The 15405-nt window shown below is 69.8% G+C and carries 13 protein-coding genes; 3 read left to right on the top strand and 10 right to left on the bottom strand.

The genetic code is table 11. From position 1 onward, the window contains the following. Window positions 1-232: 232 nt before the first annotated feature. From MCHT01_RS09360 to MCHT01_RS09400, 9 genes are all read right to left on the bottom strand, one after another. Window positions 233-460 (bottom strand): hypothetical protein, encoded by a 228-nt coding sequence (locus MCHT01_RS09360; RefSeq protein ID WP_148661462.1) that lies wholly within the window; start codon window positions 458-460, stop codon window positions 233-235. A gap of 198 nt (window positions 461-658) precedes the next feature. Next, entirely contained in the window at window positions 659-1435 is a 777-nt protein-coding gene (locus MCHT01_RS09365) for a DUF4198 domain-containing protein (RefSeq protein WP_148661463.1), read from the bottom strand. A 169-nt stretch (window positions 1436-1604) separates the two neighbouring features. Then, the gene (locus tag MCHT01_RS09370) at window positions 1605-2669 is read right to left on the bottom strand and encodes an ABC transporter ATP-binding protein (protein WP_067064921.1); all 1065 of its coding nucleotides are present in this window, start codon (window positions 2667-2669) and stop codon (window positions 1605-1607) included. After that, window positions 2662-4395: an ABC transporter permease gene (locus MCHT01_RS09375; RefSeq protein WP_084452277.1), complete on the bottom strand. Its 1734-nt coding sequence runs from the start codon at window positions 4393-4395 to the stop codon at window positions 2662-2664. Before MCHT01_RS09375 ends, MCHT01_RS09370 begins: the two co-directional genes overlap by 8 nt. Before the next feature lie 40 nt (window positions 4396-4435). Beyond that, window positions 4436-5551, bottom strand: a complete 1116-nt coding sequence (locus tag MCHT01_RS09380; protein WP_067064922.1) for an ABC transporter substrate-binding protein — start codon at window positions 5549-5551, stop codon at window positions 4436-4438. 113 nt (window positions 5552-5664) lie between these two features. After that, on the bottom strand, window positions 5665-6753 hold the full coding sequence (locus tag MCHT01_RS09385) for a porin (protein WP_067064924.1): 1089 nt from the start codon (window positions 6751-6753) through the stop codon (window positions 5665-5667). Window positions 6754-7009: 256 nt separating this feature from the next. After that, window positions 7010-8020, bottom strand: coding sequence for a tripartite tricarboxylate transporter substrate binding protein (locus MCHT01_RS09390; protein ID WP_084452279.1), 1011 nt, complete (start codon window positions 8018-8020; stop codon window positions 7010-7012). Between the two features lie 266 nt (window positions 8021-8286). After that, window positions 8287-9738, bottom strand: a complete 1452-nt coding sequence (locus MCHT01_RS09395) for a sensor histidine kinase (RefSeq protein ID WP_245643209.1) — start codon at window positions 9736-9738, stop codon at window positions 8287-8289. Continuing rightward, window positions 9735-10400: a response regulator gene (locus MCHT01_RS09400; protein ID WP_067064925.1), complete on the bottom strand. Its 666-nt coding sequence runs from the start codon at window positions 10398-10400 to the stop codon at window positions 9735-9737. The genes MCHT01_RS09395 and MCHT01_RS09400 overlap by 4 nt, the downstream gene beginning before the upstream one ends. A 317-nt stretch (window positions 10401-10717) precedes the next feature. Here MCHT01_RS09400 and MCHT01_RS09410 point away from each other — a divergent pair, with 317 nt between their 5' ends. After that, the gene (locus MCHT01_RS09410) at window positions 10718-11695 is read left to right on the top strand and encodes a bestrophin family protein (RefSeq protein ID WP_067064929.1); all 978 of its coding nucleotides are present in this window, start codon (window positions 10718-10720) and stop codon (window positions 11693-11695) included. 324 nt (window positions 11696-12019) lie between these two features. Further along, window positions 12020-13195 (top strand): hypothetical protein, encoded by a 1176-nt coding sequence (locus MCHT01_RS09415; protein WP_169806111.1) that lies wholly within the window; start codon window positions 12020-12022, stop codon window positions 13193-13195. A gap of 108 nt (window positions 13196-13303) precedes the next feature. Here MCHT01_RS09415 and MCHT01_RS09420 read toward each other — a convergent pair whose 3' ends face one another. Beyond that, window positions 13304-13633, bottom strand: a complete 330-nt coding sequence (locus MCHT01_RS09420; RefSeq protein ID WP_067064932.1) for a hypothetical protein — start codon at window positions 13631-13633, stop codon at window positions 13304-13306. Window positions 13634-14005: 372 nt separating this feature from the next. On the opposite strand from MCHT01_RS09420, the gene MCHT01_RS09425 reads away from it, so the two are divergent. Then, a complete protein-coding gene (locus MCHT01_RS09425) occupies window positions 14006-15289 on the top strand; it encodes a cytochrome-c peroxidase (RefSeq protein ID WP_245643210.1) in 1284 nt (427 codons plus the stop codon). Window positions 15290-15405: the final 116 nt, after the last annotated feature.

Raw genomic sequence — 15405 nt, forward strand, 5'->3', positions numbered from 1 at the left:
TGGCTGCGTGGCTGCGTGGCTGCGTGGCTGCGTGGCTGCATGGCTGCGTGGCTGCGGTAGGTCAGCAGGCTAGCAAGACATGGCCCCAACGATCACGCTGAGCGCAACGCAGCCCCTCGCCCACGGCGTGGGAGAGGGGTGGGGGTGAGGGTAGTTGCAGCCAGCGAGCGTTCTTCCCCCTCGCCCGCTTGCGGGAGAGGGCCGGGGTGAGGGTCTTCGGGGTGGTGGCCCCTCAGCCCGCCGATCCCATCTGCTCTTTGACTCGGCACGCGGGCGCCTGGGACGCTGCCCACTGCGCCGCCGCGCGGACGGCCAGTTCCTGGTGCGCCGACGTCGCCACCGTCTCGTCCGGCTGGATCGCCCCGTGGTACGGCGCCTCGGTCCCTTGCGCGTAGCGGGCCATGCTCAGCAGCAGCGACGCCCCGTCCGGCACCTGATGCACGGTGTTGGCCGTCGTCATCCCGTAGGTCGGCTGCCCGAAGGTGCGCACGCCCGTCCAAGGACTTTGAGAAGTCCCGGACTCTAGGGCCAGGTCTTGCCCGGCACCACCCGACTCAAGGGGGAATGTTCGTCGCGGCGCCATGCGGGCGCCGTCCAGGTGCCGTGAAGCCGGCGGCGGCCGCGCCCCTCGACGGCGGGCGCGGCCCCTGCCCCCACGTCACCTGTTGGGCGCCGCGGCCGGCCCCGCGGGGATCGGGTCCGCGCCTGCGCGGGTCAGCACGGTCAAGGACGTCACGTAGTGGACGCCGTCGTACTTCTCCACGCCCTTGGCGCCCGAGCGCTCGCCGGGCGTGCGATCGTCGTGCGCGACCTCCGCCACGTACTGGCCCTTCCACGGCAGATCGAAGCTGACCAGGCCCTGCTCGTCGGCGTGCTGCTCCTTGGCCCAGCCCGACTGCGTCACCAGCGACACCTTGGCCTTGGGCAGCGGCTGGCCGCGGAAGAAGACCTTGAACTTGCCGGCCTCGCCGGTGGGCACCAGGTCCAGCAGCAACTTCGGCGCCAGCGCGGCATGGTCGGTCACCAGGCGCGCCGCCGGGCGGTACCAGTGGGTCAGCTGCTTCTCGCCCTGCTTGGCGCTGTAGAGCGGATAGGCCGCGTCCTCGGCCACGATCGAGTCGCCGCCTTCGGCGCGGAACGGCAGCGCGTAGCCGTCCTTGCCCTTGGTCGCCTCGACGACGGTGTCGCCCTTGCCGTTCAGCAGGATGGCCTTGACCTGGCCGAACTTGTCCAGCAGACCCGGCGAGGTCTCGCGCAGGTTGTCGCCGAACTCGCCGAAGCGCACGATCGCGCGCGCCTGGCCGGCGGCCTGCTCGATCCAGATCTGATGCGCCTGCGCCGCGCCGGCCGCCGCCAGCAGCAACGCGCTCAGCGCCAGACGAATCGTGGTGGGATGGGAATGGCCGCGAAGGGTCGCGGAGGTCTTGTCGCTCATGGGCTCTCCAGTGGATGACGTGCGGTCGCGATCACTGGCTGACGAGGGCGCGCTTCGTGGCGCGCCGAGCTGGCTGGTCGACAGATGCGAGGGGATCGCATCATAGAGGCCCCGCGGAGCGCGAGGCCTCAAGCCCTTCCCGTTCCGGGCGAATAGGGCCCGTCCCTGATCAGGCCGCGTAGGCCCAGCAGGACTCCGCCGGCAGTTCGACCCAGTACTCGTGACCCGGGTCCCGCGCCACATGCCCGAAGGCACGCAGCCGCAGTTCACCGGCCTCGAAGAGGTACTCCCAGCGGTCGCCCAGGTACATCGCCGTCACCAGCTTCGCGCGAACGCGGTTGTCGCCCGGACCGTCGGCCACGACCACCCGCTCCAGCCGCACCACCACCTGCGCGGTGTCGCCGACCTTGAGCGGATCGCGGCTCTGCGCCAGCAGCGGCCCCCCGGGCCCCTGCAGGCGCAGCGTGCCCGCCCCGACCTGGTCGACCTTCGCGTCGAAGCGGTTGTTGCTGCCCATGAACTCCGCCGTGTACAGCGTGCGCGGCGCGCCGTAGAGCTCCTGCGGCGTGCCCTCCTGCTCGATGCGGCCGCCCTTGAGCAGCAGGATGCGGTCGCTCATCGCCATCGCCTCGGTCTGGTCGTGCGTCACGCACAGCGCCGACAGGTTGAGCTTCACGATCAGCGCCCGCAGCCAGGCCCGCGCTTCCTCGCGCAGCTTGGCGTCGAGGTTGGACAGCGGCTCGTCCAGCAGGATCACCGGCGGGTTGTAGACCAGCGCCCGCGCGATCGCCACGCGCTGCTGCTGACCGCCCGAGAGCTGGAACGGATAGCGCTCGCCCAGATGCCCCAGGCCGAGGTTCTCCAACGCCTGCTGGACACGCGCCTTCACTTCGGCCTGCGGCACCTTGCGCAGCACCAGGCCGTAGCCGACGTTCTGCGCGACCGTGCGGTGCGGCCACAGCGCATAGGACTGGAACACCAGCCCCAGCGAGCGCTGCTCCGCCGGCAGGTCCACGCCCTTGGCCGCGTCGAACAGCGGCTTCCCGTCCAGCAGGATGGTCCCTTGCGAGGGATGCTCCAGCCCCGCCACCGCGCGCAGCAGCGTCGTCTTGCCGCTGCCCGAGGCGCCCAGCAGCGAGACCACCTCGCCCGCCTTGAGGTTGAAGGAAACGCCCCGCAGCACCGGCGTGCTGCCGTAGCCCAGGTGGATGTCGTTGACGCTCAGCTTAGTCATGGAGCTTCACCCCGAAACGCAGTGCCACGGCCAGACCCAGGCCGACCATGACGATGTTGATGACGGACAGCGCGGCGACCAGATCGGTCGCGCCGGATGCCCACATGGAAACCAGCAGCGCGCCGATCACCTCGGTCCCCGGCGACAGCAGGTAGACGCCGGTCGAGTACTCGCGCTCGAAGATCAGGAAGACCAGCAGCCAGCTCGACAACAGCCCGAAGCGCACCAGCGGCAAGGTCACATGGCGGCTCACCTGCGAGGCCGTCGCGCCCACCGTGCGCGCGGCTTCCTCGAGGTCGGGGCCGACCTGCATCAGCGCGCTCTGCACCACGCGCTGACCGTAGGCCAGCCAGATCACCGTGTAGGCGATCCAGATCGCGAACATGCTGTTGCGCCACTCCTTGAGACCCGGCACGAACAGGAACACCCACAGGAAGGCCAGGCCCGCCAGCAGCCCCGGCACGGCGCGCGGCACCAGCACGAGGTAGTCCATCAGCTTGGTCGCCCAGTCGTTGCGGCGATGGCCGGCGAAGCTGATCGCGGTGTAGCAGGCCACCGCCAGCGCGCCGCCGATCACGCCGATGCCCAGCGTGTTGACGATGGCGCGCACCAGGTTGTCCTGGTCGAAGACGTCGCGGTAATGCTGCAGCGTGAAGGCGTCGATCAGCGAGATGCCCTCGCCCCATTGCGAGACGAAGGACCGCATCACGATGCCCGACACCGGCACCAGCACCGTCAGGAACAGCCACAGCAGCACGACCGCGATCGCGATCCAGCGCCAGCCACCCAGGCGCAGCGGCACCTGGCGGCCGCCCTTGCCCTTGATCGAGATGTACTTGTTGGCGCTGCGCAGCAGGCGCCGCTGCAGCAGCACCAGCGGGAAGGTCACCAGCACGATCAGCACCGCCACCACCGCCATCAGGTGATAGGACGGGATGCCCAGCTTGCTGGCCAGCTTGTACATGTAGGTGGTGAGCACGAGGTAGCCGTTGGGATCGCCCAGCACCAGCGGCAGGCCGAAGACCTCGAAGCCCAGGAAGAAGATCAGCACGCCCGCGAAGAGGATGGACGGCATCACCATCGGCAGGCTGACGTCGCGCGCCACCCGCAGCGGCGAGGCGCCGGCGATGCGGGCCGCCTCCTCCACGTCGCTGCCCAGATTGCGCAGCGCCGCCGAGGCGTACAAATAGACGTGCGGCACATGCGTCAAGCCCGCGATGACGGCGATGCCGCCGATGGAGTAGACGTCCCACCATTCCTGCCCGAAGGCCTGGCGCCACCAGATCGTGTACAGGCCGCTGGGGCCCGCCGCCACGACATAGCCCAGCGCCAGCACCACCGCCGACACGAAGATCGGCGTGAGCAGCAGCGGCTCGATCCAGCGCCGGCCCGGCAGGTCGGTGCGGACCATCAGGAAGGCCAGCAGCGCGCCCAGCGGCACGGCGATCAGCACCATGCCGCTGGCGATCAGCAGCGAGTTCTTGAGCGCGAACCAGAAGTCCGGGTCCTCGAAGACGAAGCGATAGGCGTCGAGCGACACCTGCGGGTTCGGCATGAAGAACGGCGCCGACAGCAGGCTCTGGTAGGCGATCATCGCCAGCGGCAACAGCACCACCAGCACGGTGACGCCGATCACGAGCCAGCGCGTCAGGTGCGGCGCGATCGGCCATCGCCGACCGACCGGCGCCGGCAACGCGGGCTGCGGCAAGGTCTTGGAAAGGGACATCGGGAACTCCTGGTTCAGCTCGAAACTTCAGCTCAGACCATCACTTGCGCGCCACGTGCGAGCGCCAGGTCTTGATGAACTCCAGCCGCTTGGTCTGGTCCAGGTAGGTCAGCAGCTGCTGGTCGATGGCGATGGGCTTGAGCGTCGCGCCCAATTCCTTCTCCAGCGCGGCGGCGGTCATCTCGCCCTCGACGTCGGTGCGGATGGAATACAGCTCCGACGCGGTCGACAGCGTGGTCTGGCCCTTCTTCGAGAGCAGGTAGTCCAGCCAGAGCTTGGCGGCATTGGGGCTCTTGGCGTTCTTCGAGATGAACGCGACGCGGCTCATCACCAGCGTGTGATCGCGCAGCAGCGCGTAGCCGATGTTGTTGTCCTTGCGCGCCCGGGCGTGGGCGTAGGACGTGATCATGTTGTAGCCCAGCAGCTGCTCGCCCGAGGAGATGCGCTCCATCATCGTGCTGCTCGAGGACTGCAGGCGCACGCCCGAGGCGCCCAGCGCCTTGACCATGTCCCAGGTGCCCGGCGCGTTGATCGCCACGTCGCGCGACAGGAAGAGGAAGCCCACGCCCGCCTTCTCGATGTCGTAGGTCGTGGCCTTGCCGTTGTACTTGGGATCGGCCAGCAGCTTGGTGAACTCGGCATGCGTCTTCGGGACCTGGTCCGCGGGCATCAGGCGCTTGTTGTAGACGATGCCCAGCGGCTCGAAGGTCGTGCCGTAGGCCATCTTCTGGTGGATGGCCCAGGCCGGCAGCGCCTTGGACTCGGGCGAGTCGTAGGCCAGCGCATAGCCGTCGGCGACCAGCTTGACCGACTGGTCCATGGCCGAGTTCCAGACCACGTCCGCGCTCGCGGTGCCGGCGGCGGTCTCGCTGATGAAGCGGTTGAACAGCTCGTTGCTGTTCATGTCCATGTACTCGACCTTGACGCCGGGGAACAGGGACTCGAACTCCTTGACCAGCGGCTTGCCCGCGGCGGCGTCGGTCGGCGTGTAGACGGTGACCTTGCCCTCCTTGCGGGCGGCGTCGATGACGGCCTGGTAGCCGGCGGGGTAGCCGGTCGGGACCTGCGCGGCGGCGGGCATGGCGACGGCCAGCGCGGTCAGCGCCGTCAGGGTGGAGGCGGCGGCGAGGCAGGTGCGTCGAGAGATGGATCGCATCGGGGGACTCCTGGTCAATGAAGGTCGCGGCGGTCGCGACGGTCGGAAACAGTGACGGGAAGACGAGGCGCGCGCGGACCCGAGGGCGGACCGGCGCGCGCCGGTCGTCGGGCTCAGAAGCGGTGCTGGATGCCGAGGCCGAAGCTCGACTGCGAATCGGCATAGCCGTTGTCGTCGCGCGAGACGCTGACCACGCCGCCGCTCTTGGACTTGGCGGTGGACGCGACGGCGTAGAGGCTGGTGCGCTTGGACAGCTCGTACTTCGCGCGCAGCGCGAAGAGGCGCGGATCGTTGGTGCCGGTCGCGCCGCTGTCCACGTTCTGGAAGTACACGGCCGGGGTGATGCTCCACTGCGCGGTGGCGGACCAGGTCGCGCCGATCCAGGTCATGGTGCTCTTCAGGTCGGCGCCGCCGGCGGCCAGCTCCTTCTTGTAGCGACGCTGCGCGACGAAGACCTTGACCGGCTTGAGGTCGTAGGACGCGGCGATGTGCAGCGCCTTCTCCTTGTCGTACTTGCCGGCGGTGATCGTCGTGCCGTTGCGCTGGTCGATCACCAGGGCGGCGGCGAAGGGACCCGCGTTGTAGGCGCCGGCGACGGCGATGTAGCGTCCCGCCGAGTCGTTGCCCGCGATCTCGCCCAGCGCGTAGGTCGCGCCCAGCTTCACCGGGCCGAAGGTGCCCTGGTACTTGATCAGGTTGGACATGCCCGTGACCATGCCGTCCTTGCGGGCGTTGGTCGCGATCTGGCCGCCCGAGGTCGCCCAGGAATAGAACGGCGCGTAGCCCATCGGATCGAAGGGCAGGACGAAGTCGTAGGTGGTGGTGTAGGAGCGACCGGCGACGACGCGGCCGAAGTCTCCCTCGAGGCCCACGTTGGCCTGGCGGCCCCAGTACGACGAGCCCGCCGCGCCGGTGTCGAAGCCGACCTCGGCCTCCAGGTTGAACACGGCCTTCAGGCCGCCGCCCAGGTCCTCGGCGCCGCGCAGGCCCCAGCGCGAGGTGTTCATGCCGCCCGAGGTCACCGACAGGCGGCTGTCGCCGGCCGGGTTCATGTGGTTGCGGTACTCCATCAGCACGTCGGCGATGCCGTAGACGGTGACGCTGCTCTGCGCGAAGGCCGACGGCGCGGCGCTCAGCGCGAGCAGGCCGGCGGCCGACAGCAGCGAGGCCTGGACGCGGCGGGGGGAAGGCTTGTTCTGCATCGTGTCTCCTGGGTTTCTTGTGTGGGATGTCGATCAGGGAGGACGGGGACTTGCGAAAACGCGGGCGACAGCGGGCCCCGGGCCCTGTCCGGTGAGACAGGTCCGATGTCGCGGGATCTCGGGATGGAGGACGGCCGGGTCGTCGCCCGGGCCGTCGACCGCTCCTGCGAGCGGCGTCAGCCGGGGCGCGGCGGCCCGGTGATGGCGGCCTGCGCGGCCGCCTCGGTCGTGGGGGCGATGCCCGGGCGCCTCGTGCTCATCGGCGCAGTCCGAAGCGGGCCGCGATCTCGGCGTACTGCCGGTTCTGGTCCGCGATGTAGCCGCGCAGGGCGGCGCCGGTCAGCGCCAGCGGGAACAGGCCGTGGCGGGCGCGGATCTCGTCGAAGGCCGGCGTGGCCATCATCTGGTCGAAGGCCGAGGTCCACGCGGCGTAGGCGGCGTCGGACACCTTGGGGCCGACGTAGAAGCCGCGGATCGCGGGCCAGACGATGTCGACGCCCTGCTCGCGCGCGGTCGGCACGCTGGCCAGCGGACCGGGGAGGCGCTGCTCGGAGAACACCGCCAGCACGCGGAACGGGCCGTTGAGCGGCTGCTTGTCGATGATCTCCGAGACGTCGCCCGAGTAGACCTGCACGTGGCCGCCCTTGAGCGCGGCGATGGCCTCGCCGCCGCCCTCGAAGGCGACGAAGCGCATGGCCTTGTAGTCGACGCCGGCGGCGCTGGTGACCAGGGCGGCCTTGACCCAGTCCTGGCTGCCGATGGTGCCGCCGGCGGCGAAGCTGATGCGCGCCGCGTCCGTCTTGAGCGCGGCCAGCAGCTCGGGCAGCGTCTTCCACGGCGAGTTGCGGTTCACCAGCACGACGCCGTAGTCGATGCCCACGGCGGCGACCCAGCGCACGTCGTCGACGGTGTGCTTGCCGAAGCGGCCGTTGGACAGGTTCAGCAGGGAGCCGCTGGAGAAGGCCACCAGCGTCTGGGCCTCGGCCGGTCGGCGGGTGACGATGGTGTCGTAGGCGATGGCGCCGACGCCGCCGGGCATGTAGCTGATGCGCATGGGCTGCGCGGTGACGCCGGCCTTGAGCAACGCGGCCTGCGCGAGCTTGCAGGACTGGTCGAAGCCGCCGCCGGGCTTGGCCGGGGCGATGCATTCGGCCGCGGCGAGCGCGGACGTGGCCGTCGCGACGGACGCCGCGGCCGGTCGCGGCGGCGCCGCCAGCACCGCCGCCCCGCACAGCTGCATCAGCAGCCCGATCAGGATGGTTCTCATGTTGTCTCCTCGCGGTGATCTGTATCGCCGTCCGGGCGTCCTCGGGGTTGATCCGAGAGCGCCGGCTGGTCGCTCGTCACCTGCTTGATCCGGACTCTAGAAAGCGGCTGCTTTCAGTCGCCTTTCAGATTGACAGCTCCACGGGTTTCCCCTCGCCCGCTTGCGGGAGAGGGGTGGGGGTGAGGGCCGGTGCAAGCAGCGAGCGTTGTTCGAAGAGGGGGGAGGCTCTGGTGTGCCACCGCCCTCACCCCAACCCCTCTCCCACTTCATGGGAGAGGGGCTCCGGTGCGTCGTCGAGCGTCGAGCGGAATTCGCAAGGTCACCGCCGTCCCGCGCTCGCGCCCATCGTGATGAATCTGCGCCGCCGTCACCGCCATCCCCCCGCCATGCCGCTGCGCGATCGCGCGCACGATGGCCAGCCCCAAGCCCGAGCCCGGCAGATCCACATTGCGCCCGCGGAAGAACCGCTCCCCCACGCGCGCCCGCTCGTCCGCCGGAATCCCCGGCCCATCGTCGACCACCCGCAGCATCGCGTGCTGCCCGTCCTCGTCGACCTGCACCGTCACCTGCCCGCCCGACGGCGTGTAGCGCAGCGCGTTGTGCAGCAGATTGAGCAGCGCCTCCCGCAACTGCCCCTCGTTCCCCGACACGATGACCTCGCGCTCCGCCCGCTCCAGACCCAGGTCCACGCCCTGCTCCCTGGCCAGCGGCCACGACTCTCTCGCGCACCGGTCCGCCAGCGCATTCAGATCCAGCGGCGCGGTCGAGAACTCCGCCGTGTCCGCGCGGGCCAGCGCCAACATCTGGTTGGTCCGCCGCACCGTGTCGTCGATCTGTCGCTTGAGCGCGGCCAGCGCCTCGGCCTGGCGTCCCGGATCGCGCTCGCGCCGCGCGTAGCCCACCATCGTGGCCAGCGTCGCGAGCGGCGTGCGCAGCTGATGCGAGGCGTCGTCGACGAAGCGGCGCCGGCCGTCGATCAGATCGCGTTGCCGCTGCAGGTGGTGATTGATCGCGCGCACCAGCGGCGCCGCGTCGGCGGGGACCTGCGTCTCGTCGACCGGCGAGAGATCGTCGTCGGCACGGGCCTCGACGTCCCGCCGCAGCCGGTCCAGCGGCCGCAGCGCCCAGCCGATCACGAGGGCCAGCGTGGCCGTGACGATGGCGACGGTCAGCAGGTCGCGCCACACCGCCTGCATCAGCAGCGCGCGCGAGAACGCGTTGCGCGAGTTGGTGCTCTCGGCCACCTGGATGATCATCCGGCGGCCCGGCTTGTCCGCGTCGAGCTCGCGCGCCCAGGCGCCCACGCGCACGGGGGCGCCGAAGTACTCGGCGTCAATGAAGCGCGGCACGCCGGTCTGCAGCCGCTCCGGCGGCAAGGGCAGCCCCGCGTTGCCGATCTCGACCAGCCCGTCCTCGGTGCTGACGCGGAAGTAGACCTGGCCGCTGGCGGTGAGCTCGAAGAACTCGAGCATCCGGTACGGGAGCTCGACCGACAGGCCGCCGGTCTCGGTGGACACGTTGACGTCGATGGCCTTGATGGCGCCCAGCAGCGAGCGGTCGTAGGCCGAGTTGGCGGCCTGCAGCGCCGTGCCCCAGGTCAGCGCCAGCTCGATGCCCACGGTGGACAGCATCACCGGCAGCACCAGCGTCAGCAGCGTGCGGCGCACGCTCTGGCGATGCCAGTGGGAGGGCCGCAGCCACGGCCAGCGCGGCGTCACGTCGCTTCCAGCACGTAGCCCAGGCCGCGCAGCGTGGTGATGCGGACCTTGCCGGATTCCAGCCGCCGCCGCAGCCGGTGCACCAGCACCTCGACGGCCTCGGGTCGCACGTCCTGCTCGTCGGAGAACAGGCGTTCCAGGATCTCCTGCTTGGACAGGGGCTCGCCGCTGTGCTGGATCAGCGTGCGCAGCACGGCGTGCTCGCGCGGCGACAGCGCCAGCGGCTCGCGGTCCAGCGTGAACTGCTTGGCCGCCGCGTCGTAGACCAGCGGCCCGCAGGCGAAGCGCGGCTGGTCGCGGCCTCGCGAACGGCGGATCAGCGCCACCAGGCGGGCTTCCAGCTCCTGCAGTTCGAAGGGCTTGGCGAGGAAGTCATCGGCACCCTCGTGCAGCGTGCTGACGCGTTCCATCAGCGAGTCGCGCGCGGTGAGGATGAGGACGGGGACCCGCGAATCGGCCTCGCGCAGGCGGGCCAGGACCTCATGGCCGCCCAGCCCGGGCAGGCCGAGGTCCAGGATCATCGCGTCATAGCGCGTCGCGGCCAGTTGACCGAGCACCAGACGGCCGTCGTCGACCCAGTCCACGACGAAATCGTTCTGGGCGAGCGCCTTGACCAGCCAGTCGGCCAGCGGCTTTTCATCTTCGACAAGCAGGATCCGCATGGCGCGCGATGCTAGCGCGCGGTCGTACGCCGTCCTCTAGGTCATTTCCACAATCGTCGAGCGAAAGACCCTCAGCCATGCCGGAGACAGAAGCGCCCGCCCCATCGGCCTCGACATCGGACGCCCCGACGCTGAGCCGCTGCAGCTCGCCCTCCGCCGCGGCCAACTCCTCGGCCTGTGCCCGGCCATCCTGCTGCACCAGCGCGAGCTGCTCGCGCCCCGGGCGCTCCGCGACCCGCACGACGGACACGCGGAATTGACGGCCCGCGGGGGCGCCTCGGCTAAGCTCCCGGGTCCGCGCCCCACCGCCAGCCGCCATGATCGTCCGCGACCGCCCTTCCGGCATCCGTCTCTTCTTCGCGATGCGGGGATCCATCCTGGGCCAGATCAAGTGGACGCTGGCCGCCAACGTCGCGCTCGCGATCGTGGTCACGCTCAGCCATGGGCGGCTGTTCGACTACAAGCTGGTGGTCTCCGCGCTGCCCTTCTCGCTGATCGGCCTGCCGCTGGCGATCTTCCTGGGCTTCCGCAACAACGCCTGCTACGACCGCTACTGGGAAGCCCGCAAGCTCTGGGGCGACATCCTGCTGCGCGGCCGCAGCCTGGCGCGACAGGCGCTCACGCTGATCGACGCGCCCGCGAAGGCCGACAAGGCCGATGGCGACGCGGATCGCGCGACGGCCGTCGACATCCCCGCCGAGGACGAGCGCCGCCGGATGGTCCGCCGCATGGTGGCCATCGCGCATGCGCTCAAGCACCAGCTGCGAGGCACGACGGACGCCGACGGCGAGGTCGCGCGCTGGATCGATCCCGCCGAGGCGGCCGAGGTGGCCGGCACGTCCAACCAGCCCGCCGCGCTGATGCTGCGCATGGGCCGCGACCTGCAGACCTGCCGAGCGCAGGGCCGCATCGACTCGATGCTCACCGCGTCCATCGACGCGACGCTGTCCGGCCTCACCGCCGCGGCCGCGGCTTGCGAGCGCATCAAGAGCTCGCCGCTGCCCTTCCCCTACACGCTGCTGCTGCATCGCACGGCGCATCTGTACTGTTTCCTGCTGCCCTTCGGGCTGGTGGACTCGATGGGCGCGCTGACGCCGGTGGTCGTGGCCATCGTGGCCTACACCTTCTTCGGGCTGGACGCCGTCGGCGACGAGATCGAGGAGCCCTTCGGCCTGCGCCCCAACGACCTGCCGCTGGACGCGATCTGCCGCACGCTGGAGATCGACATGCTGCAGTCGCTGGGCGACCGGGACGTCCCGCCGCCGTTGCAGCCGGTGGATTGCTGCCTGATGTGAAACGACCCGCGTCGTCAAGCGGGCCCCCCCGTCCGCGCAGGCCCCGGCCACACCGACGTCAACGAAGTTTGCGTCTGCGCAAACTCTGACGTCGTCAGCGCATCAGAAGTCGGTCCGACGCGGGCTTTGCGCGCGATTGCTTCTTTTTGAGGCACTCGGCTCGGTCAAGAATTTGCGGTCTGGAGGTCCTCCATGCTGCAAGTCATCCGTCGAATCAGGCGTCGTCTCTTCCGCGCGCCCTTGCCCGATCCTCGTTCGCCGCAGGGGCCCGCAGACCGCGTCTTCCATCGCCCCCATCTGGCGCGCCAGCTGGCCGCCAAGCTCATGTCGAGGTCCTTCGCCTCGGGCATGTTCCTGACCGCCCCGCGCCGAACCGGCAAGAGCACCTTCGTCTGTCATGACCTGGTGCCGATGCTGAAGGCCGAGCACAACGCGCTGGTGCTCTACGCCGACCTCCTGGAGCGCCAGCAGGAGGACCCCGGGGAAGTCATCGTGGGACTGGTCGAGGACGCGCTGAGGCGGCACGACTCGACCTCCACGTCCGCGCTGCGCGGGCTGAGCTTGTCGCGACTGAAGGCGCCCGGTGTCGAACTGGAGCTCGACAGGTCCTCGCGGCCGCGGTCGCGCTCGCTGTTCCAGTCCCTGGAGCGGCTCTCCGACCTGACGCGCAGGACCATCGTGCTGATCGTCGACGAGGCACAGCTCACGCAGACCACGCAGGCCGGCAAGGACGTGATGTTCATGCTGAAGTCGGCACGCGACCAGCTGAACTACCGCGATCGCCTGATGTTCCGCGTCCTGATGACGGGGTCGCATCGGGAGAAGCTCGAGCAGTTGGTCCTCTCCAAGCACGAGGCCTTCTTCTGCGCCCCATTGGAGGAGCTGCCGACGCTGGGCGATGCGGATCACCTCTCCTGGGAACGGGCCATCCACGGGCCCGACTTCAGACCAGGCTTGGCCGACCTCTCCGAGGCCTTCGAGATCTGCCTGCGCCGGCCGGAAGTCTTCCATGCCGTCTGCCAGGCCGCCGCCTCGGCGCTGACGACGGGATCGGGTCCTGAAGAAGCGGCCCACGGCCCCATGCTGCTTGCGGTCGCCCGCGCGCGCATCGCCGAGGAGCACCGCGAGTTCATGTCCAAGGTTCACGTGCTCGATCCACTGGATCAAGCGCTGCTGCGGTTGATGGCTGTCGAGGGGAAGAGCCTCCAGCCGTTCGCCGCGCAGACGGCGAGCCAGCTGATGGCGCTGCTGTCCGAGACACCCCATGCGTCCGAGCTCGTGATCTGCCCCGATGTGATTCGCGCCGCATTCGCTCGCCTGAGGGACGCGAAGATGGTCTGGCGCGGCGACGGTCGCCATGTCCTGGAGGCGCCTCAGTTCGCGCACTGGCTGGCCCGGCTTGAACCGCGGGCGCACGCGGTCCTCATGGTCGAGGCGGCTTCGAGCCGTCCATCGGGAGCGCCACCGACGACGCGCCTCCATGAGAACGCGCACGCCTGAGCAGGTGTTCCGGGCGCGGCGCGCCTGGACTTCCCAATGACAACAGCCCCGCATCGCGGGGCTGTTGCAATTGAAGTCGGACCTGGGCACCAGGGCCCGACATCCGGGTCAGGCGTCGCGGCGCGTGGCCTCGAGCGTCGCGATCGCGGCGACGGTGTCGCCGTGGCGGACCTGCCAGCTCGCCTTGTCGAGCTGACGCACGTCCTGCGCGCTCTCCGTGTCGCGGTTGGCCAGCAGCAGCCGGCGCGCGTCGCGGATCAGGTGGATCGCGTTGTCCTGATGGTCGCAGTAGAGCTCGACCTGCACGGCGCGCAGTTGCTCGTTGACGGCGACTCGGCGCTCCGCCCGGCGCGCCAGTTCATCGGGATCGGTGGACGCCTGGGCCGACGCCGCCGCGAAGGCGGCCACCATGGCGAGGATGGGGGTGGTCTTGCTCATCTGGAATCTCCTTCGACTCGGCGGGTCCCGCGACGACGACGCTTGAACGTCAGGGTGGGCGGCGGGGCCAGTCGGGACGATCACGTCAAACAACGGGGTGCCCTGAGACGTAAAGTGCGCCTCTCGAATTAGCGTTTGCTTAATTCGGCTTGCGCCGGGGCGCGAATCGCGCGATTTCCAGCGCCGCTTTCACGCGGGTAACGCCCCGGTTACGGACGCGAAACCTCAGGCGCCCGCGAATGCCGGCCGGACCTGAAGACCACCTGAAGAATTTGCGCCAAACAACAGCGCCCGCAGATTTCTCCGAAGCTCACGCTCCGCAAAACACAATTGCGAATTGTTCGCATTGATGGCTGAGCCCGAGTTGCTGAAGTGACGTCCGATCAGAAGCTGAACCCCGAATCCCCCTTCCCGCGCTGCCCGGGCTCCCCCGACACCCTCCCCGCCTCCTCCTCCCGCCCGCGGGCGCGCCGAGTCCGCCTCGGCGCGTCGGCCGCGGCCCTCGCCGCCGCGCTGCTCGCGGCCTGCGGTGGCGGCGGGACCGCCCCGTCGGACGCCGCGCTGCCGCAGGCGCAGACGCTCTCGGCCCAGGCCGCCGTCGGCGAGAAGATCTTCAACGACCTCTCGCTGTCCGCCTCCGGTCGGCAGTCCTGCGCGAGCTGCCACAACGCCGACACCGCCCACGCGCCGGCCAACGCACTGGCCGTCCAACTGGGCGGTCCGTCGATGGACCAGCAGGGCAAGCGCCAGGCGCCGACCATCAACTACCTGTCGACCAACACGGCCTTCTTCTTCGCCGCGGATGGCACGCCCACCGGCGGTTTCTTCTGGGACGGCCGGTCCGCCTCGCTGGCCGAGCAGGCGCGCGAGCCCTTCCTGAACCCGGTCGAGATGGCCAACCCGGACGTCGCCGCCGTCGTGGCCAAGCTCGCCAAGGCCTCCTACGTGGCCGAGTTCCAGGCCGTCTTCGGCGCCGACATCCTGAGCCGCCCCGACGACGCGATGGCCCGCATCCAGCTGGCGCTGCAGCAGTACCAGCGCGAGGACACAGCCTTCCGTGCCTTCAGCAGCAAGTACGACGAGTTCCTGCGCGGCAACGTCCAGCTGAGCGACGCCGAGAAGCGCGGGCTCGCGCTGTTCAACAACCCGCTCAAGGGGAACTGCATCGGCTGCCATCCGTCGGCCAAGGGCGCGGACGGCAGCTTCCCGCTGTTCACCGACTTCACCTACGACAACCTGGGCGTGCCGCGCAATCCGGCGATCGCGCGCAACGCCGACGCCGCCTACTTCGACCTGGGTCTGTGCCAGCGCGCCGACCTGGCGACCCGCACCGACCTGTGCGGCGCGTTCAAGGTGCCCTCGCTGCGCAACGTGGCCCAGCGCCAGGCCTTCTTCCACAACGGCCGCTTCGGCACGCTCAAGGACGCGATCACCTTCTACGTCCAGCGCGACACGAATCCGGAGAAGTGGTACTCGCGCAACCCGGATGGCTCGGTCAACAAGTTCGACGACCTGCCCGCGCAATGGCACGGCAACGTCAACGTGACCGAGGTGCCCTACAACCGCCGCCCCGGCGACGCCCCCGCGCTGAGCGACACCGAGATCGACGACGTCATCACCTTCCTCAAGACGCTCGACGACGGCTACCGCCGATGACACCCGCGCCGGAGGCGCCGCGCCCGTCGCGCGTGTCCGGCTGTTCGCCTCCATCGGCGCCCCGTCGCCCGTGGAGCTTCCGCCCCGATTTCAAGACCTTCCAAGAGAGTCCGCCG

The sequence above is a fragment of the Mitsuaria chitosanitabida ATCC BAA-476 = NBRC 102408 genome, assembly GCF_001598255.1.
Taxonomy (GTDB): Bacteria; Pseudomonadota; Gammaproteobacteria; order Burkholderiales; family Burkholderiaceae_C; genus Roseateles; species Roseateles chitosanitabidus.